General features: G+C 70.6%; 25 protein-coding genes. 3 read left to right on the forward strand and 22 right to left on the reverse strand.

Annotation, left to right across the window (positions count from 1 at the left end; translation table 11 throughout):
* Window positions 1–14: 14 nt before the first annotated feature.
* From QSK25_RS26880 to QSK25_RS26905, 6 genes are all read right to left on the reverse strand, one after another.
* Window positions 15–512 carry a flavoprotein gene (locus QSK25_RS26880; protein ID WP_285642276.1) on the reverse strand — a complete coding sequence of 166 codons (498 nt, stop codon included), beginning with the start codon at window positions 510–512 and terminating at the stop codon, window positions 15–17.
* A gap of 308 nt (window positions 513–820) precedes the next feature.
* Window positions 821–2,257, reverse strand: a complete 1,437-nt coding sequence (locus QSK25_RS26885; RefSeq protein WP_285642278.1) for an RsmB/NOP family class I SAM-dependent RNA methyltransferase — start codon at window positions 2,255–2,257, stop codon at window positions 821–823.
* On the reverse strand, window positions 2,254–2,400 hold the full coding sequence (locus tag QSK25_RS26890) for a hypothetical protein (RefSeq protein ID WP_285642281.1): 147 nt from the start codon (window positions 2,398–2,400) through the stop codon (window positions 2,254–2,256). Before QSK25_RS26890 ends, QSK25_RS26885 begins: the two co-directional genes overlap by 4 nt.
* Window positions 2,397–3,323, reverse strand: a complete 927-nt coding sequence (gene fmt / locus QSK25_RS26895) for a methionyl-tRNA formyltransferase (RefSeq protein ID WP_285642282.1) — start codon at window positions 3,321–3,323, stop codon at window positions 2,397–2,399. The genes QSK25_RS26890 and fmt overlap by 4 nt, the downstream gene beginning before the upstream one ends.
* A 2-nt stretch (window positions 3,324–3,325) precedes the next feature.
* Window positions 3,326–3,874 (reverse strand): peptide deformylase, encoded by a 549-nt coding sequence (def, locus tag QSK25_RS26900; protein WP_285642284.1) that lies wholly within the window; start codon window positions 3,872–3,874, stop codon window positions 3,326–3,328.
* 46 nt (window positions 3,875–3,920) lie between these two features.
* A complete protein-coding gene (locus QSK25_RS26905) occupies window positions 3,921–4,070 on the reverse strand; it encodes a hypothetical protein (protein ID WP_285642286.1) in 150 nt (49 codons plus the stop codon).
* A gap of 119 nt (window positions 4,071–4,189) precedes the next feature.
* On the opposite strand from QSK25_RS26905, the gene QSK25_RS26910 reads away from it, so the two are divergent.
* Window positions 4,190–4,792 (forward strand): sigma-70 family RNA polymerase sigma factor, encoded by a 603-nt coding sequence (locus QSK25_RS26910; protein ID WP_285642288.1) that lies wholly within the window; start codon window positions 4,190–4,192, stop codon window positions 4,790–4,792.
* Window positions 4,792–5,913, forward strand: a complete 1,122-nt coding sequence (locus QSK25_RS26915; protein WP_285642293.1) for a hypothetical protein — start codon at window positions 4,792–4,794, stop codon at window positions 5,911–5,913. Before QSK25_RS26910 ends, QSK25_RS26915 begins: the two co-directional genes overlap by 1 nt.
* A gap of 72 nt (window positions 5,914–5,985) precedes the next feature.
* Here the strand turns inward: QSK25_RS26915 and ggt are convergent, their stop codons facing one another.
* The gene (ggt, locus tag QSK25_RS26920) at window positions 5,986–7,761 is read right to left on the reverse strand and encodes a gamma-glutamyltransferase (protein WP_285642295.1); all 1,776 of its coding nucleotides are present in this window, start codon (window positions 7,759–7,761) and stop codon (window positions 5,986–5,988) included.
* Between the two features lie 65 nt (window positions 7,762–7,826).
* Between ggt and QSK25_RS26925 the strand changes: the two genes are divergently transcribed.
* A complete protein-coding gene (locus QSK25_RS26925; RefSeq protein ID WP_285642296.1) occupies window positions 7,827–8,294 on the forward strand; it encodes a hypothetical protein in 468 nt (155 codons plus the stop codon).
* A 3-nt stretch (window positions 8,295–8,297) separates the two neighbouring features.
* On the opposite strand, the gene QSK25_RS26930 is transcribed toward QSK25_RS26925, so the two are convergent.
* From QSK25_RS26930 to pyrR, 15 genes are all read right to left on the reverse strand, one after another.
* A complete protein-coding gene (locus QSK25_RS26930) occupies window positions 8,298–10,817 on the reverse strand; it encodes a primosomal protein N' (RefSeq protein ID WP_285642297.1) in 2,520 nt (839 codons plus the stop codon).
* A 30-nt stretch (window positions 10,818–10,847) separates the two neighbouring features.
* Window positions 10,848–12,050, reverse strand: a complete 1,203-nt coding sequence (locus tag QSK25_RS26935) for a hypothetical protein (protein ID WP_285642299.1) — start codon at window positions 12,048–12,050, stop codon at window positions 10,848–10,850.
* 9 nt (window positions 12,051–12,059) lie between these two features.
* Complete coding sequence (locus QSK25_RS26940) at window positions 12,060–14,006, reverse strand: phosphocholine-specific phospholipase C (RefSeq protein ID WP_285642300.1); 1,947 nt, start codon at window positions 14,004–14,006, stop codon at window positions 12,060–12,062.
* Between the two features lie 314 nt (window positions 14,007–14,320).
* Complete coding sequence (metK, locus tag QSK25_RS26945) at window positions 14,321–15,523, reverse strand: methionine adenosyltransferase (protein WP_285642301.1); 1,203 nt, start codon at window positions 15,521–15,523, stop codon at window positions 14,321–14,323.
* A gap of 39 nt (window positions 15,524–15,562) precedes the next feature.
* The gene (gene coaBC, locus QSK25_RS26950) at window positions 15,563–16,816 is read right to left on the reverse strand and encodes a bifunctional phosphopantothenoylcysteine decarboxylase/phosphopantothenate--cysteine ligase CoaBC (RefSeq protein WP_285642302.1); all 1,254 of its coding nucleotides are present in this window, start codon (window positions 16,814–16,816) and stop codon (window positions 15,563–15,565) included.
* Window positions 16,813–17,091 (reverse strand): DNA-directed RNA polymerase subunit omega, encoded by a 279-nt coding sequence (gene rpoZ / locus QSK25_RS26955; RefSeq protein WP_045313812.1) that lies wholly within the window; start codon window positions 17,089–17,091, stop codon window positions 16,813–16,815. The genes coaBC and rpoZ overlap by 4 nt, the downstream gene beginning before the upstream one ends.
* A gap of 3 nt (window positions 17,092–17,094) precedes the next feature.
* Entirely contained in the window at window positions 17,095–17,691 is a 597-nt protein-coding gene (gene gmk, locus QSK25_RS26960; protein ID WP_285642306.1) for a guanylate kinase, read from the reverse strand.
* Window positions 17,688–18,005: an integration host factor, actinobacterial type gene (mihF, locus tag QSK25_RS26965; protein WP_030471603.1), complete on the reverse strand. Its 318-nt coding sequence runs from the start codon at window positions 18,003–18,005 to the stop codon at window positions 17,688–17,690. The genes gmk and mihF overlap by 4 nt, the downstream gene beginning before the upstream one ends.
* Window positions 18,006–18,301: 296 nt before the next feature.
* The gene (gene pyrF, locus QSK25_RS26970) at window positions 18,302–19,114 is read right to left on the reverse strand and encodes an orotidine-5'-phosphate decarboxylase (RefSeq protein WP_285642307.1); all 813 of its coding nucleotides are present in this window, start codon (window positions 19,112–19,114) and stop codon (window positions 18,302–18,304) included.
* Window positions 19,111–22,413, reverse strand: coding sequence for a carbamoyl-phosphate synthase large subunit (carB, locus tag QSK25_RS26975; RefSeq protein WP_285642308.1), 3,303 nt, complete (start codon window positions 22,411–22,413; stop codon window positions 19,111–19,113). The genes pyrF and carB overlap by 4 nt, the downstream gene beginning before the upstream one ends.
* Complete coding sequence (gene carA, locus QSK25_RS26980) at window positions 22,413–23,555, reverse strand: glutamine-hydrolyzing carbamoyl-phosphate synthase small subunit (RefSeq protein WP_285642310.1); 1,143 nt, start codon at window positions 23,553–23,555, stop codon at window positions 22,413–22,415. The genes carB and carA overlap by 1 nt, the downstream gene beginning before the upstream one ends.
* Window positions 23,522–24,010: a PH-like domain-containing protein gene (locus QSK25_RS26985; RefSeq protein ID WP_285642311.1), complete on the reverse strand. Its 489-nt coding sequence runs from the start codon at window positions 24,008–24,010 to the stop codon at window positions 23,522–23,524. The genes carA and QSK25_RS26985 overlap by 34 nt, the downstream gene beginning before the upstream one ends.
* The gene (locus tag QSK25_RS26990) at window positions 24,007–25,287 is read right to left on the reverse strand and encodes a dihydroorotase (RefSeq protein WP_285642314.1); all 1,281 of its coding nucleotides are present in this window, start codon (window positions 25,285–25,287) and stop codon (window positions 24,007–24,009) included. The genes QSK25_RS26985 and QSK25_RS26990 overlap by 4 nt, the downstream gene beginning before the upstream one ends.
* Window positions 25,284–26,216, reverse strand: coding sequence for an aspartate carbamoyltransferase catalytic subunit (locus tag QSK25_RS26995; protein WP_285642316.1), 933 nt, complete (start codon window positions 26,214–26,216; stop codon window positions 25,284–25,286). Before QSK25_RS26995 ends, QSK25_RS26990 begins: the two co-directional genes overlap by 4 nt.
* Entirely contained in the window at window positions 26,213–26,785 is a 573-nt protein-coding gene (gene pyrR, locus QSK25_RS27000; RefSeq protein ID WP_285642317.1) for a bifunctional pyr operon transcriptional regulator/uracil phosphoribosyltransferase PyrR, read from the reverse strand. Before pyrR ends, QSK25_RS26995 begins: the two co-directional genes overlap by 4 nt.
* Between the last annotated feature and the right edge of the window lie 10 nt (window positions 26,786–26,795).

Below are 26,795 nucleotides of genomic sequence, written 5' to 3' on the forward strand. Positions count from 1 at the left end.
CACAAGTGTGAAGTCTAGGTGTCCAGCAGGTCGAGCAGCGTGCCGGGAGGCACGTCTGAGACCACGACGACACCCGCTCCGGTGAGTGTCGTGACGTGCGTCTCCCACATCGGGTGACGGCGCTTGTCGGCGTTGGCGTGGGGCTGGACGACGACCTTGCAGCCCTCGACGCCGATCGCCTCGTTCAACGCGGTCAGCGCCTGGTTGTCGCCGATGCCCAGGGCCAGCTTGGCCACCGAGTTCGCGCTGGCCGGGGCGAAGATGAACGCGTCCGGCGTGCGGTAGGGCTTGGGCTGGCCCGGCATCCTCGGCTCCCAGCGGATCGGGAGGTCGGTCAGCGCCTGGAGCTGGTCGAGTTCCCCCGCCTCCTCGAACCACGGCGCGACCGCCGGGGTGAACGTGATGGCCAGCTGCCAGCCCCGTTGCACGGCCGGTTCGGCGAGGTCCGTGCGGAACCACTTCTCCACGCCGCCGCAGCCCGACGCGACGAGACCGAGCAGACCACGTGTCATGCCGACGATCTTAGGCTCGGCGGTTCCCGGCGAACGGCCTGCGGGTGTCGCCGGAACCGCTGCTTCGCGACGACACGATCGAGACCGAGCCCGACACCATCAGGGCACCCGCCTCTCCACGACGTGACTCCCTGATGCCGGCCTCCGCCGCACCGTCCGTTTGAGACCTCACCGCGGGCGTCACGCAAGTGGGTGACGCCGATCCGCACGTCACCCACCGTGTTGCCACCGGGCTCGTCGTGCCCGTACTTCCGCTCTCGACCCGTCCGGCTCTGTCGGACCCCGTCGCTAGCGTCCTTCCCGAGCGCTCAGTTCGGGCGTCGCAGCACCGCGCAGAACATCGCGTCGGTGCCGTGCAGATGGGGCCAGAGCTGGACGTGCGGCCCTTCCCCGAGGTCCGGAACTCCGGGGAAGAACTCCCTCGTGTCCAGCACCTCGGCCCCGGTCCGCTTCGCGACGTCCGTCACCACCCCGACGGTCTCCGAGAGATGAGGTGAGCACACGACATAAGCCACTACGCCTCCAGGGCGTACCAGCCGCAACGCCTCGGTGAGCAACTCACGTTGCAACTTCGTGAGCGTGCCGACGTCGGCGGGCTGGCGCCTCCACCGCGCCTCCGGGCGCCTGCGCAGGGCACCGAGACCGGTGCAGGGCGCGTCGACCAGAACTCGGTCGAACGCCCCTTCGACGAAGTCGGTCTCGCGGCCGTCGGCGACCTCCACGGTCACCGGCAGGCCGGTGGTGATCTTGCGGACGAGCTCCGCGCGGTGGGGTGCCTTCTCGACGGCGATCAGCTCGCCGCCTTCCAGGCCGACCAGCGCGGCCAGCAGGGCGGCCTTGCCACCGGGGCCGGCACAGAGGTCCAGCCAGCGGTCGTCCGTGCCCTCGATCGGCGCGCGCGTCAGGGCCAGGGCGCACAGCTGGCTGCCCTCGTCCTGGACGCCTGCCAGGCGTTCCCGGACCGGTTCCAGATCACCGGGGTCGCCCGCGCCGGCTTCCAGGTGCACGCCGTAAGGCGAGTAGGGCGCCACGTCGCCGCCGACGATCGCGGCGAGCTCGTCGGCGCTCACCTCGCCGGGGCGGGCGACCAGGTGCACGGCCGGCCGGGCGTCGTCCGCCTCCAGGGCGAGCTTCAACGGTTCCTCACGGCTGCCGAGGGCTTCGGCGAACGCCTGCGCGATCCAGCGCGGGTGGGCGTGCCCGAAGGCCACGTTGCCGATCGGGTCGGTGTCCGGGTCAGGTGCGAGTTCGTCGATCCAGGCGGCCTCGTCCTGCTCGGCCACGCGGCGCAGCACCGCGTTGACGAAGCCCGCGACACCGGACCCGAGCTCACCGCGCACGAGGTCGACGGTCGAGGCGACGGCGGCGTGGGACGGGATGCGGGTGCGCAGCAGCTGGTACGTGCCCAGCCGCAACGCGTCGAGCGCCGAGCCGTCCACTTCGGACAGAGGGCGGTCGGAGCACGCCTCGATGACGGCGTCGAGCAGGCCCTGTGCTCGTGCCGAGCCGTAGGTGAGTTCGGTGGCCAGTGCCGCGTCACGGCCGGTGATGCGACGGTCGCGGAGCATCTGCGGCAGCACCAGGTTCGCGTACGCGTCACGCTGCCGCACGGCGCGCAGGGTTTCCAGCGCGGCGAGGCGGGCCGGGTCCTCCACGGGTGGCCGGGAGGGGCCGGTGCGCCGCTTCGGCGGGTGCGGCCTGCGCGGGCGGGAAGGCTTGGAGGCGCCTCGGGCGTGGTCGGTCATGCGGTGTGCTCCACTGTCTTGAGCTGCCTCGCGGCGAGGACCACGCTCTCGGACTCCCGTGCGGCCGCACGGGTCTCGAGTGCGCGATGCCCGTCCTGCGGCTGGCGGGTGAGGTGTGCTGAGCCGGGCCGGGGGAACGTCACGCGATGCGCTCCCCTGCTTCGATCCGGACGCCGCGCGCCCAGTCGGTGGCGGCCATGCGCTTCTTGCCCTGCGCCTGGACCTCGCCGAGGGCCACGGCGGTGGTCGCGGTGCCCACGAGCACGCGCTTGCGTTCGACGAGCACCTCGCCGGCGGGCAGCGTCACGTCGGCGACCGGCGTCACGGGGCCGAGCTTGAGCCGCTCGCCGCGGAACTCGGCCCACGCGCCGGGTTCCGGCGTCACGGCGCGCGCCAGGCGGTCGACGGCCGCGGCGGGCGTGGTGAAGTCGAGGCGCGCGTCCTCGACGGAGATCTTCGCGGCGTAGGTGACGCCGTCGGCGGGCTGGTCGACGGCGACCAGGGTGCCGTCCTCGATGCCGTCCACAGTGGACAGCAGCAGGTCGGCGCCCGAGATCGACAACCGGGTGAGCAGGTCGCCGGAGGTGTCGCGGTCGCGCACCTTCTCGGTGACGACGCCGAACACCGGGCCCGCGTCGAGTTCCTTGACGATGCGGAACGTCGAGGCGCCGGTGATGTCGTCGCCGTTGCGCACGGAGGCCTGCACCGGCGCGGCGCCGCGCCACGCGGGCAGCACGGAGAAGTGGAGGTTGACCCAGCCGAACTTCGGCACGTCCAGCGTGCGCTGGGGAAGGAGGTTGCCGTAGGCGACGACCGGGCAGAGGTCGGGTTCCAGCGCGCGCAGGCGGTCGAGGAACTCGGGATCGCCCGCCTTGGCCGGGGTGAGGACCTCGATGCCGTGCTCGTCGGCCAGGGCGGCGACCGGGGAGCGCTCCAGCTTCCGGCCGCGGCCGGAGGGTGCGTCGGGACGGGTGACCACGGCGACGACGTCGTGGCGGGAGGAGTCGATGAAGGCGCGCAGCGAGGGAAGTGCGACCTCGGGCGTACCGGCGAACACGAGTCGCATGGTCAGCTGGACCTGCCGAAGAGTGGGTGCGGGCTCTGCTTCAAGGTGGGCACCGTACCGTCGAACCAGGAGGACTGCCGGATCTCGCGCATGGCCTGCTTGCGCGTCTCGGCGTCGAGCCGGTCGAGGAAGAGCACTCCGTCGAGGTGGTCCGACTCGTGCTGGATGCAGCGCGCCAGCGTCTCGGTGCCTTCGACCTCGACGGGCTCGCCGTGCATGTTCCAGCCCTTGGCCACCACGTGCAGGTGGCGCTTGCAGTCCCACGACATGCCGGGGATGGACAGGCAGCCCTCGGAGCCGTCCTGCATCTCCTCGCCGACGACGTCCCAGGTGGGGTTCACGAGGTGACCCGCGAAGCCGTCGCAGTGGTAGGTGAACACCCGCAGTCCGACACCGAGCTGAGGCGCGGCGAGGCCCGCGCCGCCCGCGTTCTGCATCGTGTCCCACAGGTCCTTGACCAGGGTGCGCAGTTCCTTGTCGAAGTCGGTGACCTCGGTGGCCGCGGTGCGCAGCACGGGGTCGCCGAACAGGCGGATGGGTTGGACGGTCACGCAGTGCTCCTCGTGTGGACTGGGAGTCAGTCTACGAGGAGCGCGGTCAGTGCTCGGACGCGCTGCCGAGGAAGATCACGCCCACGAGCGCCACGACGAAGTGGCCGGTGAAGCGCAGGGCCGTCAGAACGGGGCGGAAGAGCGCGGCGAGGTCGAAGTGGGTGGCCGGGGCGCTGGTGACAGTGGTCGTCGTCATGCCACAACTGTGCCGTTCGCGCAGGTCAGCCCACATCGGCTCGGGGTATCGAACCCAGGTCAGCCCGAGGTAGGAAGATCGCGTGCAACACTCGGCCGGAAGGTGGACACCTCCAGGTCATGAGGCTGATGCGACCGAGCTGGGAGGGGGCGGCCGCGGTGCCTGGGGACGCCCCGTCGGACGCCGAACTGTGGGCACGAGGCGACGAGCACGCCTTCGGCGAGCTGTACGACCGGTACGCCGAGGCGGTGTGGAACCACGCCTACCGGCTGACCGCGTCGTGGGCGACGGCGGAGGACCTGACGTCGGCGACGTTCATGACGGCGTGGCGCCGGCGTGCCCAGGTGACGCTGGTGCGGGACAGCGCGTTGCCGTGGCTGTTCACCGTCGCCGGCAACCTCGCCCGCTCGGAGTTCCGCCGCAAGGCGAGGTTCACGCGGCTGCTGCTGCGCGTGCCCCGCGACGACGTGCAGGACGACCACGCCGACGCGATCGTGTCGTCGCTGGACCACGAGTCGCGCCTGAGCGAGGTGCTGCGGGCCGTGGAACGCCTCCCCCGCGCCGAGCGGGAGGCCGTCGAACTGGTCCTGCTCGGCGAGCTGAGCGCGGCGGAGGCCGCCGAGGCGCTGGGGGTGGCCGAGGTGAGCGTCCGCTCTCGGCTGTCCCGGGCCCGCAGCCGCCTGCGCAAACTGCTCTCCGACGACACCCTGGAGGTGGAGTGATGAAGATCGACCTGCCACCTCGGCGCGCGTTGCCCGAGGACGTCAAGGAACGGATGCGCCCGGACGTCGGCCAGGTGCGCGACCGCCGCCTCACGCCACTGGCCGTCGCCGCCGGTGTGGTGCTGCTCGTGCTGGGCGGCGTCGTCCTCACCCGGCCCACGTCCTACGAGGTCGATCCAGGCCATGAGGCGGTCGTCGCTCCGTCCGAGCGCGACGTCACCCGCTGCCGCGACGCCCTGCGCGACCCTGCCTGGTCCTCCACTAAGATGGTCGTCTTCGGCCTGCGCAAGGTGCTCATCGGCGCCGACGGCCGGTTCTGCGAGCTCACGAAGACCAGGGCGACGGTGGCGTCGACGGAGTTCGTGCCGGTCGCCCTGGGAACGGGCCGGATGACCTACCGCACCGGCCAGGTCATCGCCGGTGTGCCGCCGAAGGGCGCGCGCACGGCCAAGGCGCGCGAGGTGGGGCCCTCGCACAGCCGCGCTTCCAGCGACAGCGTGGTCACCCCGGAGTTCTTCATCGTCTACTCGCAGGGCTCGATGGGAGCGTCCGAGCTGGTCTTCGACGACACCACCGTCCAGATCCCGAAGTTCTCCGCGTGGTCGGCCGACGGCGAGTCCGACAACTACGAGAGCGGTGACGCCAACCCGCGCAGCCGGGTGAACCTCCTCGCCCGGTGCGCCGACAACGCGTTCGCCAACAGCGCTAAGCCGGAGGACCTGACGGACTGGGAACCGTTGCTGATGACGGATCCGGCCCAGTCGCTGGGCATGCTGGTCGCCCACCGCGGCCACGGCGAGTGGGCGACCTGTTCCCTGGGCGAGTACACAGGTGCCCTGTCGACGATCCGGACGGCGTACCAGAGCACGAAGTCCACCGCGTACTTCCTGGCCGGCTACCAGGCGGAGAACCAGTTCGTGATGGTCGGGCGGACCCAGTACACGGCCAAGACGGCGGAGGTGTCGGACAGCGGTGGTGCGCCGGTGACCACCGAGGTCGCTGACGGCCACTTCATCGTGACGCTGCCCTTCGCCGCGGGCACGACGCTCAACCCAGCCACCCTGCGCGTGGTCGCCCGCGACGCGGCGGGCGCGGTCGTCTACGACGGCGGCGTCAAGTAGGGCCGAATGCGGCGAGGGCCCGCGCGGCGGTTGCCGTACGGGCCCTCACCGATCGTGGTGGAACGGTGGTGGTTAGCCGACCTTCACGACGCGGGCGGCGCCTCCGCCGCGGCGGGTCGGTTCGGCGACGGCGCGCCAGCGGCCGTCCTCGGCCCGTTCCACCGCCGTGGCGGCGCCGATCTCGGCGTTCTGGCTGAACCGGTGGCCGATGGCCTGCAGGCCCGCGGTGGTGGAGGCGGTGATGAACTCCGCCTCGGCCGGGGTGGTGGCCGCGTTGCGCTGGGAGGCGCGCGGGGCCTTGACGGCGTCGACCAGGGACATCTTGCGGTCCAGGCGGGCGGTCAGGATCTGGGTGACCGTGGTGATGATGGTGGCGCCACCCGGTGAGCCGACGGCGAGCAGGACCTTGCCGTTCTCGACGACGATCGTCGGGGCCATGGACGAGCGCGGGCGCTTGCCGGGGCCGGGGAGGTTCGGGTGCGGGACGCCGGTGCTCGGGGCGACGAACTCGAAGTCGGTGAGCTCGTTGTTGAGCAGGAAGCCGCGGCCCGGGACGACGATGCCGCTGCCGCCCTCCGCCTCGATGGTGAGCGTGTAGGCGACGACGTTGCCCCAGCGGTCGGCGGTCGTGAGGTGGGTGGTGCGTTCGGCGTCTTCGCGCAGGGCGGAGGTGCCGGCGGTGGCCTCACAGGCCTTCGGGTTGTACGGGTCGGCGGCGGGCTGCGGGGCGGGCAGCACGGCGTCGGGCTTGATCAGGCACGCGCGGCTGTCGGCGAACTTCTGCGACAGCAGGCCCTCGGTCGGCACGCGGCTGAACTTCGGGTCGCCGACCCAGCGCAGGCGGTCGGCGAAGGAGAGCTTCGTCGACTCGATGAAGCGGTGCAGGTACTCGACGTCGGAGACCTTCGCCAGGTCGGTCGACTCCAGGATGTTGAGCGCCTCGCCGACGGTCGTGCCGCCGGAGGACGGGGCCGCCATGCCGTAGACGTCGAGGCCGCGGTAGCGGCTGTGCGTGGGCTCGCGGCGTTCGACCTGGTAGCGGGCGAGGTCGGAGAGCTGCATGTCGCCGGGCCGGACGTTGCGGGTGGAGCCGGGCACGACCGGGGGCTTCTGCACGGTCTTCACCAGGTCGCGGCCGACGGCGCCGCCGTAGAGCGAGGCGAGTTCGGTGCGGGCGAGTTCGCGGTAGGTGTCGGCGAGCTGCGGGTTGCGGAACGTGCTGCCGACCGCGGGCGGCTGGCCGCCGGGCAGGTAGAGGTCACGCGTCGAGGTGAAGTCGGCGAAGCGGGCGGCGTTGTTCGCGATCTGCGAGTTGAACGTCTGGTCGACGACGAAACCACGCCGTGCCAACGACTCCGCGGGCCCCATCGCCTCGCGCAGGTTCAGCGTGCCCCACTTGCGCAGCGCCTGCTGCCACGTCTTGGGCGTGCCGGGGACGCCGACGGACTTGCCGCTCGTCATCGCCTCGGCGAACGGCAGGGGCTTGCCGTTCTCGACGAACAGCTGGTCGGTCGCGGACCTCGGCGCGGTCTCCCGGCCGTCCAAGGTGGACACCTTGCCGGAGCGGGCGTCGTAGTAGACGAAGAAACCGCCACCGCCGATGCCCGCGCTGAACGGGTCGGTGACGCCGAGCGCGGCGGCGGTGGCGACGGCGGCGTCCACGGCGTTGCCACCGCGGCGGAGCACGTCGATGCCGATCTGGGAGGCGTCCGGGTCGACGCTGGACACCGCGCCTCCCCAGCCGACCTGCTCGGGTACGCGTGGCGCTGGCGAGGACTCCGCCGCTCCCGCCGGGGCGGGGGCGACCAGGGCTACGGAGAGCGTCAAGGCGGCGACCGTTCGCAACATGCGGAAACTTCTACTCCGTTGTGACCGGATGGCAACACCCCTTGAGGAAGGCCTAAGGTGCGGGCGTGTCGATCGATCTTGACCAGTTGCGAAACGATTTCACGAACACCCCGCTCGACGAGGCCGACCGCGAGGAGGCGTTGCACCTCCTGCTGCGCGAACGCCGCGACGGCGACGCCGACCTGCTGCGCCACCTGCTCGCCGAGGAGACCGCCGCGCACCAGGAGGGCTGGGGCGTGCGCGAGGCGCTGGTGCTGGCCGCCCTGCTGCTCGCCGAGTGCGGCCGCGAGGACGACGTATGGGCGTTGTGGGAGGCCAAGAACGCCTCCTTCGACACCATGGCGGGCCTCGACGGGTTCCTGCTGTTCCCGGCGGGCATCGCGGGCACGACGGCGCACGTGATCGCGAACGAGCAGCACGCCGAGCGCAACGACCTCATGACCTACATGAGCGAGTACCTCGAGTACGAGAAGCTGACCGACGAGGACATCCGCGAGCACATCGCCGGCCTGCGTTCCCACTACGCGAACTGAGCGCTACAGCACCTCGAGCGGGTCGAGCTTGATGCGCACGAGGTCCTGTTCCTTGCGGGCCGTCCGCACCGCCTGGGCCTCGGCCAGCACGGCGGCGAGCTGACGGCCTTCCGCGCGGGACACCCGCACCAGGGCGCGTTCCTTGGACTCGTCCTCGCCCAGCGGCACCGGCCCGAGGATCTCGCCGGTCGAGGGCAGCCGCAGTTCGTCGAGCATGGCGTTGACGGCGTCCGGGGTGCCGTCGACCGTCGCCATCCGGACCGCCGGCGGGAACCCGAGTTCGGTGCGCGCGGCCAGTTCGGTCGCGGCGTGCCACACCGGGTCCCAGCGGACGAGGGCCTGCACCGGCGTGAGCGACGAGTCGGCGATCACCACCACCCGCCCGTTGCCCGGCCGCACCAGCCCCGCGGCCGTCATCCACCGCCGCAACGCCTCCTCGGACGCCCTCAGATCCGCCCTGCCGAGCAACGCCCACCCGTCGAGCAGCAGCACGGCGCCGTACCCGCCCTCGGCGACGGGCTCGGCCCCCGGCGTGGAGACCACCAGCGAGGGCTTGCCGGGCACCTTGGTCAGCACCTCGTCCGCACCGCTGGTCCGCACCGGGTGCCCGGGGAACGCCCGCCCGAGCTCCTCTGCCGTCCGCCGGGCGCCGATGATTTGCCCGCGCAGCTTGCGCGACCCGCAGGTGGGACAGCGGAACCCTGCCTCGGTCGCCGCGCACCACCGGCAGTAGGCGGGCTTCGGCAGCCCGTCCTGCGTGCCCCCGGGCAACGCCAGCGGTCCCGCGCACCGCCGGCACCGCGCGGGCCCCCGGCACTGCCCGCAGGCGAGCGACGGCACGTACCCGCGCCGGGGCACCTGGATCAGCACCGGCGAGTCGGCCAGCGCGAACCGCGCGGCGTCGAACGCGATGGACGGCAACCGTGCCGTCCGGGCCGCCGGGTCCTTGACGTCCTGCCAGTCGTTGTCGCCCACCGACACCACGCGCGGCGCCACGGACCTCAACGTCTCGCGCGACGCCACGATCTCGTGCGCCCAGCCCGTCTCGACGAGCAGCTGCGCCTCGGCCGTCCGAGCGAACCCGCCGATGAGCAACGCCGCACCCGTCATGTGCGCGCGCTGCACCAGCACGTCCCGCACGTTCGGATAGGGCGACCGCTGCTCCACGTGCAGGTCGTCGCCGTCGTCCCACACCACGAGCAGGCCGGGGTCCCGCACCGGCGCGAACGCCGTGGCGCGCGTCCCGACCACCACCCGCGCGATCCCGCGCCGCACCGCGAGCCAGCGCTTGTACCGCTCCGACGGCCCGAGGTCGGCCGACAGCGTCACCACGCCCTCGATGAGCTTCCCGCAGGCCTCGGCGACCCGCGCGAGGTCGCGGTGGTCGGGCACGACGATCGCCACCCCGCGCCCGGACGACGCCACCGCGGCAGCGGCCTCGGCGAGGCGGGCGGGCCAGTCCTCCGCCGGCAGGGCCTGCCAGACGGCGTGGGCGGGACGGCCCTCGTGCAGGGCCTCCAGGTACTTGGGGCCGCGGGGGTAGCGCGACCAGGCGTCCGCGGGGACGGGCGGCAGCGCGGACCGCGGCGGCTGCGGCGGAACGGCAGGGGTGGGTGCTTCGGGCGTGAGATCGGCGAGTGAGTCGGCGAGTGCGGCGGAGGGCGCGGGTACGGCGGAGGGCGCGGGTACGGCGGTGGGGACGGCGTCGGTGGAGGCAGAGTCGGACTCGGCGGGGGCGGCAGGCGCGGCACCGGCAGAACCGGACTCGGCAGGGGCTGCAAGCGCGGCACCGGCGGGGGCGGCACCGCTGGCGAGGGTGGTGTCGGTGGAGGCAGCGTCGGCTGGGGCGGCAGGGGTGGACTCGGCGGCAGGGGTGGACTCGGCGGCAGGGGTGGACTCGGCGGCAGGGGTGGACTCGGCGGCAGGGGCGGCACCAGCGGGGGCGGCACCGGTGGCGAGGGTGGCTTCAGGGGCGGCAGCGTTGGCTGGGGCGGCGTTGTCGGCGGGAGCGGCGGCGTTGGCTGGGGCGAGAGGAGCGGGCTCGGCGGCGGGTACCGAGGCGGTGCCATGCGCAGGCGGCTGCTCCCGTACCCAGGCCGGCGGCTGCGGCTGCGGCGGTGCCTCGCCCGGAGCTGCCGCCTCCGCGCGGGCGTGCCGGGGTGGGATCGCCAGCCGCAGGACGTCGATCATGCCGCCCGCGTACCTGTCGGCGACGGCGCGGGCCAGGGCGGCGATCTCCGGTGCCAGCACCGGTTCTGGGGACACGACCTTCTCGAGGAAGGTGAGTTTCTTGCCGTACTCGGAGCTCTCCACGCGCTCCAGCAGGTAGCCGTCGACCAGTTGGCCCGCGAACCGCACGCGCACGCGGCAGCCGGGTACGGCGGTGTCGTCCAGTTCGGACGGAACCGCGTAGTCGAACGGCCGGTCGAGGTGGGCCAGGGGCACGTCCACCACGATCCGGGCGACCGGCAGCGACTCCGCGGGGACGCGCTCCCCTTTTCTCGCTCCGGTCTTCGCGCTCATGCCTCCTGGTGTATCAGACACCCCCGACAGTCACGCGTTGCGCCTCACCAAACCGGTGAAGCCCGCCACGAACAGGGTCGCGAACGCCCACGCCAGGACCTGCAGCAGCCACGTCGAGGCGAGCACGAGCTGTCCTGCGCTTGAGGCCACGTCGACGGTGCAGCGGGCGGCGTCCACCTTGACCAGCGGTGTGGCCACGTTGAGGGCGTAGCCGACCTGTTCCACCACCGAGCACCGGACGGCGCCGCTGGTGAGCACGACGCCCACCGACACCGCGAGCACCCCGGCCAGCCACACGAGGGCGAGGCCCGGGCGGTAGCCGTGGCCGACGGTCACGCCGCGGACCAGGTGCCAGCCCCGGCCCCAGCGCGAGAGCTGGCCGCGGCGGCGCAGATCACGTTGCTGGGCAACGCGGATGCGGCGCACGTCGCGTTCGTGGCCGGCGGCCTGGTGGGCCGCGGCGAGCTGGGACCACGGCTGGGCCGAGTAGCGCAGGGTGCGGGTGGACAGCAACGTCAGCCATTCGTCCACAGTGGCGTCTCGCGGCAGGCCCTCGTAGACGAGGCCTTCGAGTTGCACCTGGCCGTCGATGCCGGCGAACGGCATCAGCAGGTCCTTGCCGACGCGCACGTGCCGCAGGTCGAGGGCGACGGCGGAGCTGAACCGGCCTTCCCGCGTGATGAGCTGCCCGTCGACACGGGTGCCGCGCAGGCGCACCGCCGCGTGCCGGCCGCCGCCGGAGACGTCGCAGCCCTCGTTCAGGAAGATCCCGTCGCCGATCTGCAGGTCCACCAGGACGAGGCCCGCCTCGAACCGGCCGCCGCCGCACATCAGCACACCGGCGACGCGGGAGCCGCTCAGCGTCACGGTGCCCGCCGCGTGGAAGCCCTCGTCGAGGTAGACGCTGCCGCCGATGCGCAGGTGCAGCGCGTCGATCGACTCCGGGGCGGTGAGCCGGGCGCCGCTGAGCCGGAGGTGGTGCTCGACGGCGAGGCCGCAGGCCTCGATCGACGGCGCGACCAGCCCGCGCAGGTCCAGCAGGCTGAACTGCGCCCGGCTGAGCAGCACCGGGTGTTCCGTCTCGCAGTCCCGCAGCACCAACGGTTTCTTCGCGACGACGTCGGACAGGTCGAGCTGCCCCGTGATCGTCGCCCCGACGATCTGCAGACCGCCGGGGTCCAGTAACTCGTGCTCGATCATCCGCCGCTGGATCTCGTCCCCCGTGATCTTCACGGGACCACGTTAGCCGGAGATCGACTCCCGGCCGTTCTCGATGTGACCGCAGAGCCGCCTGCGGAACTTCGGCTCCTCCTCCACGGTCACCGTCAGGTCGTACCAGCCGGAGTTCATCACGGTCAGCCACGGGATCACGGTGCGATGGCCGGGCCTCACGACGTAACGACGCCGTCCCAGCACGAACGTCAGCCGCGTCGAACCGCTGTTCTCGAACGTCAACGTCAGCACACGGCTGTACCCGCGCACCGACGACGACACGCGCGCACGGTCCGAAGAACTGCCGCCGAACTCACGGCGGAAACCGTTGGGCCCCAACAACACGAGGTCGTGTTCACCGGCAACCTCGACTGTCGCCTCCGCGGCAACGTCGAAGTGCTGCGGCAACGCGAACTGCCCCGAGTACGGATAGAGCGCGAGGTGCACGGACGACGAACCCGAGTTCGACATCTCCAGCGTCGTGCCACGCAACGACGCGTCAGGCTGGTACGGCAGAGCGCGCGCACGCCTCCGTCCGGCCTCCTGCTCCGGCATCTTCTGCTCGGACGGGGGCGCGGGCCGCCACCGGGGCGTGGCGGGCGGCACGGCAGCGGGTTCCCCGACCTCGGGCCAGGTCCGGCGCCGCTCGAAGTCGAACGCCGACGTCAGGTCGCCGGCCACCGTGCGACGCCATGCGGAGATCTCCTCCGAACGCACGCCGGTCCACTTCTCCAGGAACCGCGTCATCGACGTGTGGTCGAACACCTGCGAGTTGACGTAACCACCGACAGACCACGGCGACACGACCGTCATCGGCACACGCGCACCAAGCCCCAACGGCCGGTCACCCACGTATTCGTCCGTGACGGCCAACGGCGGCCGCGGCGGCGGTACGTGGTCGAAGAACCCGTCGTTCTCGTCGTAGGTGATGAACAGAACCGTGGACTCCCACACGTCCTGGTTGGAGGCCAACGCGTCCAGCACCTGGTAGGTGATCGACGCGGACGCGGCGGGCGACGACGCCCCGGGGTGCTCGGAGTCCACGGACGACGGCACGAGGTAGGACACGGCGGGCAACCGCCCGGCGGCGACGTCCGCCCGGAACGCCTCCCCCAGCCCGCCCGGCGCGACCCGCCTCAATCCCCTGTCGTACAAAGACTTCTCCGCCGCCGAGAGCCTCGACAGGTCCAGCGACCCGATCACCGCGGCGTCGCCGGTCCCGTACAGCTTGTCGAGCGACTTGAACCCGGCGGGCAGCACCTTGCGCGCGATCTCCTTGAACCGCGCGTAGAACTCCAGGTTGTTGTCCTGGAAGTTGTCCCACTCCTGATAAACGCGCCACGACTTCCCGGCGGCCTCGAGCCGCTCCGGGTAGGTCTTCCACGTGTAGCCCGTGTGCGTGTCTTCGCTGTACGCCGCGTTGCCGGTCGCACGGCCACCAGCGGGCTTATAGCCCGTGTAGCCGGAAACCCAGTAGTTGCGGTTCGGCGACGTCGAGGACGGCACCGAGCAGTGGTAGGCGTCGCACAACGTGAAGGTGTCCGCGAGCTCGTAGTGGAACGGGATGTCCTGGCGCGTGTAGAACGCCATCGTCGCACCGGTCTTGGCGGGCACCCAGTTGTCGTTCCACCCGCCCCGCAACGCGGAGTGCCCGCCGTTCCAGCTGTGGTCGAGGTCGCCGATGTACTGGATGTCACGGCCGGACGCCGCCTCACGGACCGGGAACGGCATGACACCGGACTGGTTGAACACACCCCTCAGCGCGTTGCGATCCGAAAACCCACGCACGCCACGCAACGACCCGTAGTAGTGGTCGAACGAACGGTTCTCCTGCATCAACATCACGACGTGCTTGATGGCGCGCAACCCACCCGCACGGGGCTCACGGGCCAGCGCGGCGTACACCGACGGCGGCAACAACGTACCCGCACCAGCAGCAGCGACCGCGGCCATGAACCCACGACGAGAGAGCGTCATAACTTGAGTTTGTAGTCCGGGTACATGTCGCGGAACCGACCCACGTATGAACAAAGGCCCAGGAAGGCCGGGGTGTTGTTCACAGATCACAAGAGTTTCGGCCGAGTTGTGTATCAAGGGCTCCCGTGCGGACTCCGCTCGTTCGTGGGCCACGTCCGCCTGCCTTGCCCCCTGAAGCACCTCAGGGCAGGCGTGCCCGCGTCTCGCCGGTACGCGCCAGCGCTCCCTCCTGGCGCTGCCGGCGAGACGCACCCTCCCGCGGACGCGAAACGGCCCGCCTCCCTGGGGAAGCGGGCCGTAGCAGAGCGGACCGGTCAGGCGCCGGCGGCGTTGCGCAGGGCCTCCGCGCGGTCGGTCGACTCCCAGGGGAGGTCGACGTCGGTGCGGCCGAAGTGGCCGTACGCCGCGGTCGGGGCGTAGATCGGGCGAAGCAGGTCGAGGTCGCGGATGATCGCGGCGGGCCGGAGGTCGAAGACCTCGGTGATGGCCTGCTGGATCTTCTGCGGGTCCACGGTCTCGGTGCCGAAGGTCTCGACGAACAGGCCGACGGGCGCCGCCTTGCCGATGGCGTAGGCGACCTGGACCTCGACGCGCGTCGCGAGGCCGGCGGCCACGGTGTTCTTGGCGACCCAGCGCATCGCGTACGCGGCGGAGCGGTCGACCTTCGACGGGTCCTTGCCGGAGAACGCGCCGCCGCCGTGGCGGGCCATGCCGCCGTAGGTGTCGACGATGATCTTGCGGCCGGTGAGGCCCGCGTCGCCCATCGGGCCGCCGATGACGAAGCGGCCGGTCGGGTTGGTGAGCAGGCGGACGTCGGTGGTGTCGAGGCCCAGCTCGGCGATCTCGGGGGCCACCACGTGCTCGCGGAGGTCGACGCCGAGGAGCTTCTCGAGGTCGATGCCGTCGGCGTGCTGGGTGGAGATGACGACCGTGTCGAGGCGGACGGGCTGGTCGCCCGCGTACTCGATGGTGACCTGCGTCTTGCCGTCCGGGCGCAGGTACGGGACGGTGCCGTCCTTGCGGACCCTGGTGAGGCGGCGGGACAGGCGGTGGGCCAGGGCGATCGGCAGCGGCATCAGTTCGGGCGTGTCGGTGCACGCGTAGCCGAACATGAGGCCCTGGTCGCCGGCGCCCTGCTTGTCGATCTCGTCGTCGGCACCTTCGACGCGGTTCTCGAAGGCGGTGTCGACGCCCTGGGCGATGTCCGGGGACTGCGCGCCGATGGCGACGTTGACGCCGCAGGAGTGGCCGTCGAAGCCCTTGGCGGACGAGTCGTAGCCGATCTCGAGGATCTTCTCGCGGACGATCGTGGGGATGTCGGCGTAGGCCTCGGTGGTGACCTCACCCGCGACGTGGACCTGGCCGGTGGTGACGAGCGTCTCCACGGCGACGCGGGAGCGCGGATCCTTGGCCAGCAGGGCGTCCAGGATCGAGTCGCTGATCGCGTCGCAGATCTTGTCCGGGTGTCCCTCGGTCACCGACTCACTGGTGAACAGCCTGCTGCTGTGCTGGCTCACGGACACTCCTTAGTTGCGGGGTTGGACTGAGGAAAAACTCTACCGAGACCGAGTCAAGCGAGCGGTAACCGCGTCCCAGACAGCGGACGCCACTTGAGTTTTCGGCCCGTGGGGTATAGGTGTCTCGGCGCCGTCCGGGGACAGCAGCCAGCCGGCGTTGTCGTCCTGCTCGAACGCCTTGCCGTCGCCGACGGCGTTGAGCACCAGGAGGTCGCAGCCCTTGCGGCGCAACTTCGCCCGGCCGTAGTCGAGCACCGACGTGCTCTCGTCGCCGGTCTCCGCGGCGAAACCCACGATGAGCTGGCCCGTCCTACGTGCGGAAACGAGTTCCACGAGGATGTCGGGGTTCTTCGTCAGCGCGATCGGGTCGGGATCGCCGTCGGTCTTCTTGATCTTGTGCCCGGTCAGCGACAACGGCCGGAAGTCGGCCACCGCGGCGGCCATCACGACCACGTCCGCGTCCGCCGCCACCTTGTGCATGGCGTCGCGCAGCTCCACCGCGGAGCCCACCCGGACCAGGTCCACGCCCGCAGGTGTGGCCAGATCCGCTGTGTTTCCCGCGACCAAAGTCACCCTCGCACCGCGCTGGGCGGCCACTCGGGCGAGCGCGTAGCCCTGCTTTCCCGACGAGCGGTTGCCGATGAACCGCACCGGATCGAGTGGTTCTCGCGTGCCACCGGCGGAAATCGCGACGTGCACGCCTTCGAGCGTGCGTTCCAGCGCGTCGCCCCGCACCAGCAGGAGCCTGGCCAGTTCGACGATCTCCGCCGGGTCGGGCAGGCGGCCCTTGCCGGTGTCCTTGCCGGTGAGGCGCCCCGAGGCGGGCTCGGCCACGATCACGCCGCGGCTGCGCAGCAGCTGCACGTTGTGCTGGGTGGCCGGGTGCTCCCACATCTCCGTGTGCATCGCGGGAACGAGCAGCACCGGGCAGCGCGCGGTCAGCAACGTGTTGGTGAGCAGGTCGTCGGCGAGCCCGTGGGCGGCCTTGGCGATGAGGTTCGCGGTCGCGGGGGCCACGACGACGAGGTCGGCGTTCTGGCCGAGCTTGACGTGCGGCACCTCGTGCACGTCGTCGAACGGGTCCGCGGACACGACCTGGCCGGACAGCGCCTCGAACGTGGCCGCTCCCACGAACTTGAGCGCGCCCTCGGTCGGGACGACCCGCACCGAGTGGCCGGACTCGGTCAACCGCCGCAGGACCTCACAGGCCTTGTACGCGGCGATGCCCCCACCAACACCCAGGATGATCCTGGGCTTGATGGGGGCATCAGCGTCACTGGACGCGGAGGTCACTCGCCCTCGGTGTGCTCGAGGAGACCCGCGTGGATCTCGCGAAGAGCGATGGAGAGGGGCTTCTCACGCGGGCCCGGCTCGACGAGCGGGCCGACGTACTCCAGCAGGCCCTCGCCGAGCTGCGCGTAGTAGTCGTTGATCTGGCGGGCACGCTTCGCGGCGTAGATCACCAACGCGTACTTCGAGCTCACCTGCTCCAGCAGGTCGTCGATCGGCGGGTTGGTGATGCCCTCCGGAGAACCGGTCAAGTGACCGAGCTCGGTGTGGGTGATCACTTGTCAATCTCCTGAAATTCGTGGTCCGACCATCAAGGATAGCAAGTCGGCCGCAGCCGACTGCACGTCGGCGTTCACGACGACCTCGTCGAACTCCTTTTCGGCCGCCAGCTCCTCGCGGGCGATCTCCAGGCGACGCTCGACGACGTCCGGGTGTTCGGTGCCCCTGCCCGTCAACCGGTCGACCAGGTGCTCCCAGGACGGGGGCATCAGCATGACCAGCTGGGCTTCCGGCATGGCCACACGGACCTGGCGCGCACCCTGCAGCTCGATCTCCAGGAGCGCGGGACGGCCCGCTGCCAGAGCTTCTTCGACGGGCCTGCGAGGGGTTCCGTAGCGGTTGCCGGCGAAGTCGGCGTGCTCGAGAAACTCGCCCGCCTCGACCATCTGCTGGAACTTCTCGTGGTCCACGAAGTGGTAGTGCACTCCGTCGACCTCGCCCGGCCTCGGCTTCCTGGTGGTCGCCGAGACGGAAAAGTAGACATCGGGCTGCTGCTGACGCAGCTCCGCCAGGACGCTGGACTTGCCAACGCCGGACGGCCCGGACAAGACGGTGAGGCGGGAACGGGCGGAACCCGTCCCCGCCTCGGTGCCAATCACTCTCCGCTGAACTCGGAGAGCAGGGCCTTGCGCTGACGGTCACCGAGACCGCGCAGGCGACGGCTGGGAGCGATCTCGAGGCGCTCCATGATCTGCTGCGCGCGAACCTTGCCGACGCCCGGGAGGGCCTCGAGCAGCGCGGACACCTTCATCTTGCCCAGGACCTCGTCGCTCTCGGCGGCCTTGAGCACGTCCGTCAGGGTCGTGCCGCCGCGCTTGAGGCGCTCCTTGAGCTCAGCCCGAGCGCGACGAGCGGCAGCAGCCTTCTCCAGCGCTGCGGCTCGCTGCTCCTCGGTAAGCTGGGGAAGAGCCACGATTTCCTCCGTGGTGTGGATTCTTTTCGGATCGGTGCCGCGACCGTACCGACCGCAATTGCCTGAGTACAACGTGACCCAGTCAGGTAAATCTTCAGCGGTGGTGAGTGATGCGGCGGGTGGTAGTAGTACCAACACCCTCCGGCGGCCTGATCACTGCCTCCGGCAACTCGTCGCCCACGTTACGTGTGCTATGAGCCCGGTGACCAGCGGGGCAGCCGGTGGCGTGGACCCTACCAACACAAGTTTCCCCAGGTGAGCGCGCCACACCCCAAAAGTCGTGGCGCGCCCGTCCCCTAGAGGCTCTCCTGGACCCTCCGCACGGCGCTGACCAGCGCAGACACGTCCGGACCGTGCTTCAGAACATCTCGTGAAGAAGTCGGCAGAACGCCCCGCATGTCGGGCCCGAAGAGCCGTTTTAGATCTGCCACAGAGCCGCCCTGGGCACCGAAACCGGGGGCCAGGATCGGCCCGTTGAACCCGGAGAGGTCTACATCCGTTTCCCCGATCGTGGCACCCACGACGAGCCCGACATCACCGCTCGGGGAAATGCCTGAATTCCGAGCGGTTGCGAAATCGATGATCGTCCGGGCCACGGTTCGCCCGTCCGGAGCAACGGCGCGCTGGACCTCGGCACCCTCCGGGTTCGAGGTCAGCGCGAGCACGAACACGCCCCGGCCGGTCGCCCGCGCCGTGTCGAGCGCGGGCTGCAGCGAGCCGAAGCCGAGGAACGGCGACAGCGTCACGGCGTCCCCGGCGAGCGGCGAGCCGTCGCTCAGGTACGCCTGCGCGTAGGCGGCCATGGTCGAGCCGATGTCGCCGCGCTTGGCGTCCACGAGCACGAGCGTGCCCGAGTCGCGCAGCTCCGCGATCACCCGCTCCAGGACGGCGACGCCTCGGGACCCGTAGGCCTCGAAGAACGCCGCCTGCGGCTTCACCATCGCCACCGTGCCGCCGAAGGCCTCCACGGCCGTCAGGGCGAACCGTTCGAGGCCCTCCGCGGTCGGGGAGAGGCCCCACGCCTCCAGCAGGCTCGGGTGCGGGTCGATCCCGACGCACAGAGGTCCGTGCGCACCGACGGCCTTCTCGAGCTTCTCGCCGAACGTCACGCGTCACCCCGCAGCGCGGCCTGCAGGGCCTGCAGCGGCTGGACCCCGATGTCACCCCGGATGAGCGCCTCGATGCCGTGCACGGCCGCGGCGGCGCCCTGGATGGTGGTGACGCACGGGATGTCCTTGGCGACGGCGGCGGTGCGGATCTCGTAGCCGTCCACGCGCGGGCCGCTGTTGCCGTACGGCGTGTTGAAGATCATGTCGATCTCGCCGTTGAGGATCATGTCGACGACGTTGCCCTCGCCCTCGAAGTGCTTGCGCACCTCGGTGCACGGAATCCCGTTGCGCTTCAACACCTCGGCGGTGCCGGCGGTCGCGAGGATCTGGAACCCGAGGTCGGCGAGGCGCTTCACCGGGAAGATCATCGCGCGCTTGTCGCGGTTCGCGAACGACACGAACACCTTGCCCTTGGTCGGCAACGAGCCGTACGACGCCGTCTGCGACTTCGCGAACGCCTTGCCGAACGACGAGTCGATGCCCATGACCTCGCCGGTCGACTTCATCTCCGGGCCGAGCAACGAGTCGACGCCGTGGCCCTCGGGCGTGCGGAAGCGGTGGAACTGCATGACCGCCTCCTTGACCGCGACCGGGGCGTGCTCGGGCAGCCGGGCACCGTCACCGGTGGCCGGCAGGATGCCTTCGACGCGCAGCTCCGCGATCGTCGCGCCGAGCATGACGCGCGACGCGGCCTTCGCCATCGACACCGCGGTCGCCTTGGACACGAACGGCACCGTGCGCGACGCACGCGGGTTCGCCTCCAGGACGTACAGCACGTCGTCCTTGAGCGCGTACTGGACGTTCAGGAGCCCCTTCACGCCGATGCCGCGCGCGATGGCCTCCGTGGAGCGGCGGACGTTCTCGATGTCCGAGGCGCCCAGCGTGATCGGCGGCAGCGCGCACGACGAGTCGCCGGAGTGCACACCGGCTTCCTCGATGTGCTCCATGACGCCGCCGATGAACACCTCGGTGCCGTCGCACAACGCGTCCACGTCGATCTCGATGGCGTCGTCGAGGAACCGGTCGACCAGCACCGGGTGCTCGGGCGTCACCTCGGTTGCGCGGGCGATGTAGCCCGACAGCGACTCCTCGTCGTACACGATCTCCATGCCGCGCCCGCCGAGCACGTAGGAGGGGCGCACGAGGACCGGGTAGCCGATCTCGTCCGCGATCTCCTTCGCCTCGCCGAACGACGTGGCCGTGCCGAACTTCGGCGCGGGCAGACCGGCCTCGGTCAGCACCTTGCCGAACTGGCCGCGGTCCTCGGCGAGGTGGATCGCCTCGGGCGTGGTGCCCACGACCGGCACACCGGCGTCCGACAGGCGCTTCGCGAGACCGAGCGGCGTCTGGCCGCCCAGCTGCACGATCACCCCCGCGACCGTGCCCGAACGCTGCTCGGAGTGCACGACCTCCAGCACGTCCTCGAACGTCAGCGGCTCGAAATACAGGCGGTCGGAGGTGTCGTAGTCCGTCGACACCGTCTCCGGGTTGCAGTTCACCATCACGGTCTCGTACCCGGCCGCCCGCAACGCCATGGCCGCGTGCACGCACGAGTAGTCGAACTCGATGCCCTGGCCGATGCGGTTCGGCCCGGAGCCGAGGATCAGCACCTTGGGCTTCTCGCGCTGCTCCGCCACCTCGGTCTCGGCCGCGGGGTCGAGCTCGTAGGCGGAGTAGTGGTACGGCGTCTCCGACTTGAACTCCGCCGCGCACGTGTCGACCGTCTTGTAGACCGGACGCACGCCGAGGCGGTGCCGCAGGGCGCGCACGCCGTCCTCGCCGGCCAGCTCCGGGCGGAGGACGGAGATCTGCCGGTCGGAGAGACCGGCGCGCTTCGCCTTGCGCAGCAACGGTTCGTCGAGCACGGGGGCTTCCAGCAGCTCCGTGCGCAGCGTGCCGAGCCAGGCGATCTGCTCGATGAACCACGGGTCGATCTTCGACGCGTTGTAGACGTCCTCAATGGACGCTCCGAGCCGAAGGGCGCGCTCGACCGTGTACAGACGCCCGTCGTGACCCCGTTCGAGCTGGGCCAGGACGGACTCCAGGGTAGTGCCCTCCGGGTCGGGCTGAGTCCAGAAACCGACCGATTTCGTTTCCAGCGAACGCAGTGCCTTGCCCAGCGCCTCGACGAAGTTGCGGCCGATGGACATGGCCTCGCCGACCGACTTCATGGTCGTCGTCAGCGTGGGGTCCGCACCGGGGAACTTCTCGAACGCGAACCGCGGCGCCTTCACGACGACGTAGTCGAGCGTGGGCTCGAACGACGCCGGGGTCTCCCCCGTGATGTCGTTGGTGATCTCGTCGAGGGTGTAGCCGATCGCGAGCTTCGCGGCGATCTTGGCGATCGGGAAGCCCGTCGCCTTGGACGCCAGCGCCGACGACCGCGACACGCGCGGGTTCATCTCGATGACGACCATGCGGCCGTTGTCCGGGTGGATCGCGAACTGGATGTTGCAGCCACCGGTGTCGACGCCGACCTCGCGGATGACCTGGATGCCGACGTCGCGCATGTGCTGGTACTCGCGGTCGGTCAGCGTCATCGCCGGCGCCACGGTCACCGAGTCACCGGTGTGCACGCCCATCGGGTCGATGTTCTCGATCGAGCAGATGACGACGACGTTGTCGTTGCGGTCGCGCATCAGCTCGAGCTCGTACTCCTTCCACCCGAGCACGCTCTCCTCGATGAGCACCTCGGTGACCGGGGACTCCTCGAGACCGATCGCGGCCAGGCGCTCCAGCTCCTCGTGCGTGTACGCCATGCCGGAACCCAGGCCGCCCATGGTGAACGACGGCCGGATGACGACCGGCAGGCCGAGCTCGGCGACGGTCGCGCGGACCTCGTCCATCGTCTTGCAGACGGCCGAACGCGGGACGTCCGAGCCGATGCGGCGGACCAGGTCCTTGAAGATCTGCCGGTCCTCACCGCGCTGGATGGCGTCGATGTTCGCGCCGATCAGCTCGACGTCGTACTTCTCCAGCACCCCGCGCTCGTGCAGCGCGATGGCCGTGTTCAGCGCCGTCTGGCCACCGAGGGTCGCCAGGATCGCGTCCGGGCGTTCCTGCGCGATGACCTTCTCCACGAACTCGGCCGTGATCGGCTCGATGTAGGTGGCGTCGGCGAACTCGGGGTCGGTCATGATGGTCGCCGGGTTGGAGTTCACCAGGCTGACCCTGATGCCCTCCTCCCGCAGCACCCGGCACGCCTGGGTGCCGGAGTAGTCGAACTCGCAGGCCTGGCCGATGACGATCGGGCCGGAGCCGATGACCAGGATGTGCTTGAGATCAGTCCTCTTCGGCATCAGCGGGCCTCATTCATCATGGTCACGAAGTCGTCGAACAGGGGCGCGGCGTCGTGCGGACCGGCCGCGGCCTCGGGGTGGTACTGCACGGAGAACGCCGGCGCGTCGAGCAGCCGGACGCCCTCGACGGTGCCGTCGTTGGGGCAGTAGTGCGACAGCACGGCGCGGCCGAACTCCGAGGAGAACTCCTCCCCCGGCGTCCCTTCCAGCGCGAACCCGTGGTTCTGCGAGGTGATGGCGACCTTGCCGGTGGTCACGTCGATGACCGGGATGTTGATGCCGCGGTGGCCGTAGCGCATCTTGTACGTCCCGCGGCCGACCGCGCGGCCCAGGATCTGGTTGCCGAAGCAGATGCCGAACAGCGGCAGCTTGCGGCCGAGGGCCTCGCGGGTCAGCTCGATGGCGTGGTCCTGCGTGGCCGGGTCACCAGGGCCGTTCGACAGGAACAGACCGTCGGGGCTGACCTTCAGGATGTCCTCGAAGGTGCTGGTCAGCGGCAGGACGTGCACCTCGATGCCGCGCGCCGCCATCATCCGCGGGGTGTTGGACTTGATGCCCAGGTCCAGCGCCGCGACGGTGTACTTCTTCTCGCCGACGGCCTCGACGACGTACGGCTTGGAGGTCGTCACGTCGACCGCGAGGTTCGCGCCGACCATCTGCGCGGACGCCTTGACCTGCTCGACCATCGACGCGTCGTCGGTCAGGTCGGAGCCGGAGAACACGCCGGCGCGCATCGCGCCCTGCTCGCGGATGTGGCGGGTCAGCGTGCGGGTGTCGAGGCCCGCGATGCCGACGACGCCCTGGTTCGCGAGCTCCTCGTCGAGGCCCCGCTTGGAGCGCCAGTTCGACGGCGTGCGCGCGGGGTCGCGGACGACGTAGCCCGCCACCCAGATCTTCGACGACTCGTCGTCCTCGTCGTTCCAGCCGGTGTTGCCGATCTGCGGCGCGGTCTGCACCACGATCTGGCGGTGGTAGGAGGGGTCGGTCAGGGTTTCCTGGTACCCGGTCATGGCCGTGGAGAACACGACCTCGCCGAGCGAGACGCCGGTCGCTCCGTACGCCTCACCGCGGAAGACACGTCCGTCTTCCAGCACCAATGCCGCGTTCGTCACGCCTTGCCTCCCACTAGAGCAGCTACCCATTCGTCGTAAACGTCTTTGTCGTCACCGCGAAAGCCAGTGTCGAACAGGTGGCCATCGTTTTCCCACTGCACCACCAACAAGCCCTCTTCGCTGAACATGACCTTGCCGGCGAGGCCCCGGTCCGTCCGGGCGTCCCGGATGGACTCGGCCGGGATGAACAGCGGCGAGGCGCCGGTCCGTTCGATCGCGATGCCCTCCGGCACCAGGCTGAGCGTCGCCTCGGCGCGGTGGCCGATGTCGCCGACCTGGATGCGGTCCTGCCAGTTGCCCGCGTTCGTCGTTCCGATGTAGACGCCGGTGGTCTCGAGGCGCGCGGCACCGAGCTGCTGCGGCGTCGAGGGGAACGCCGGCAGGTCGGCCTGCTTGCGCTGACGCCGCTTCCAGCCGTGCCACATGCCGTAGACGCACAGCGCGAAGAAGACGAAGACCGCCAGGGACAGGAGGATCCGGGTCATTCCGCAATCCTTCCCGCCAGGGCGGTCACCCGGCCACGCAAGATGGTGGCCGTCACCGCGGCAGGCAGCTCCATGCCCTCGAACGGGGTGTTGCCCGCGATGCTCGCGAGCTCGGCGCCGGTCACGGTCCAGGAGGCGTCCGGGTCGACCAGCACGAGGTTCGCGGGCTCGCCGACCGCGATCGGACGGCCCTGGTCGGTCAGCCCGGCGATCTCGGCGGGCTTCTCGCTCATGACCCGCGCGACGCCGCGCCAGTCCAGCAGCCCCGTCCTGACCATGGTCTCGACGACGATGCCCAGCGCGGTCTGCAGGCCGAGCATGCCCGGACGGGCCGCCGACCACTCGCAGTCCTTGTCCTGCACGGCGTGCGGGGCGTGGTCGGTCGCGACGCAGTCGATCGTGCCGTCGGCCAGGGCCTGGCGCAGCGCGTCCACGTCGGTCTGCGTGCGCAGCGGCGGGTTGACCTTGTTGACCGGGTCGTAGGTCTCGAGCCGGTCGTCGGTCAGGATCAGGTGGTGCGGGGTGACCTCGGCGCTCACCTTGGTGCCGCGGGCCTTGGCCCACTTCAGGACGTCCGCCGTGCCGGTGGTGCTGACGTGGCAGACGTGCAGCTTCGCGTCGACCTGCTGCGCGAGGATGCAGTCGCGGGCGACGATCGACTCCTCGGCGGCGGCGGGCCAGCCCTGCAGGCCGAGACGCGAGGCGTTCTCGCCCTCGTGCGCCTGAGCACCGACCGTGAGCCTCGGCTCCTCGGCGTGCTGGGCGATGACGGCACCGAGCGCCTTCGAGTACTCCAGGGCGCGGCGCATGATCAACGGGTCGTGCACGCAGTGGCCGTCGTCGGAGAAGACGCGGACGTTCGCCTTGGACTTGGCCATCGTGCCGAGCTCGGCGAGCTTCTCGCCCTTCAGGCCGACCGTGACGGCGCCGACCGGGTGGACGTCGACCAGGCCGACCTCCTGGCCGCGGCGGGCCACGTGCTCGACGATGACGGCGTTGTCGGCGACCGGGTCGGTGTTGGCCATCGCGAACACGGCCGTGTACCCGCCGAGAGCGGCCGCGCGCGACCCCGTCTCGATGGTCTCGGTGTCCTCGCGGCCCGGTTCACGCAGGTGGGTGTGCAGGTCGACGAAGCCCGGCAGCAGCACCGCGCCGTTGCCTTCGACCACTTCGGCGTTGTCGTCCGTACCTTCTGCGATCACGCCGTCGCGGATCAGCAGATCGATCGGTTCGCCCTCGCCATAGGGACGTACGCCCTTGAGCAGCAAGGGTTTCACGCGGTTTCCTCCTCGTGGGCAAGCAGGTGGTACAGCACGGCCATGCGCACGTGGACACCGTTGCGGACCTGCCCGGTGATGGCGGCCTGCGGGCTGTCGGCGACGACGGAGGCGATCTCCATGCCGCGCAGCATCGGGCCGGGGTGCAGCACGACGGCGTGCTCGGGCAGCAGCTTCAGGCGGCGCTCGTTGAGGCCGTACGCGATCGAGTACTCGCGCGAGCTCGGGAAGAACCCGCCGGTCATCCGCTCGGCCTGCACGCGCAGCAGCATCACCGCGTCCTGCGAGGCGAGTTCGGAGTCGATCTCGTGCGAGACCGTGACCGGCCAGTTCTCCACGCCCGTGGGCAGCAGCGTGGGCGGGGCGACGAGCGTGACCTCGGCACCGAGCGTGGTCAGCAGGTGCACGTTCGACCGGGCGACCCGGCTGTGCAGGACGTCACCGACGATCGCGACGCGGCGGCCGTCGAGGCTGCCGAGGCGGTCGCGCAGCGTGGCGGCGTCGAGCAACGCCTGGGTGGGGTGCTCGTGCATGCCGTCGCCCGCGTTCACCACGGACGTGCTGGTGTGCTTGAGCCAGCCCGCGAGCCGGTGGGCGGCACCGGACGCCGGGTGCCGCACGATGACGCAGTCGGCGCCCGCGGCCTGCAACGTCAGGGCGGTGTCGCGCAACGACTCGCCCTTGCTGACGCTGGAACCGGAGCTGCTGACGTTGATCACGTCGGCGGACATCCACTTGCCGGCGATCTCGAAGCTCACGCGGGTGCGGGTGCTGTTCTCGTAGAACATCGTGATCACGGTGCGGCCGCGCAACGTCGGCAGCTTGCGGACCTCGCGGCCGAGCAGCGCCTGCTTCAGCCGGTCCGCCGTGTCGAGGATCGCGACCGCCTGGTCGCGGCCGAGGCCGTCGGTGGAGAGCAGGTGCTTCACTTCAGCACCACTCCGTCGCGGCCGTCGAACTCCTCGAGGTTCACGACGACGTCCTCGTTCTTCGACGTCGGCAGGTTCTTGCCCACGTAGTCCGCGCGGATCGGCAGCTCGCGGTGACCGCGGTCGACGAGCACGGCGAGCTGGACGGCTCGGGGCCGGCCGTGGTCGCGCAGGGCGTCGAGGGCGGCGCGGATCGTGCGACCGGAGAACAGCACGTCGTCCACGAGCACGACCAGCTTGTCGTCGATGCCGCCCTCGGGCAGCTTCGTCGCCTCCAACGGCCTGGTGGGGCCTCGGCGGAGGTCGTCGCGGTAGAGGGTGATGTCGAGCGTGCCCTCGTGCACCGTCCGGCCGGAAAATTCGGCGATCTTAGCGGCAAGGCGCCGTGCGAGGGGGGCTCCCCGGCTGGGAATACCCATCAAGACGACGTCGGGTGCGCTGGGTGCATCGAGAGCGGTCTTCTCGATGATCTGATGGGCCATTCGGGCGACAGTGCGCGCGACGTCACCGGCCGAGAGAATCTCGCGATCCCCGGCCGGATCCGTCGCGCCACGTTGACGTGACGCCACGGCTGGACCT

Source organism: Lentzea sp. NBRC 102530, from assembly GCF_030269365.1.
GTDB lineage: Bacteria > Actinomycetota > Actinomycetes > Mycobacteriales > Pseudonocardiaceae > Lentzea.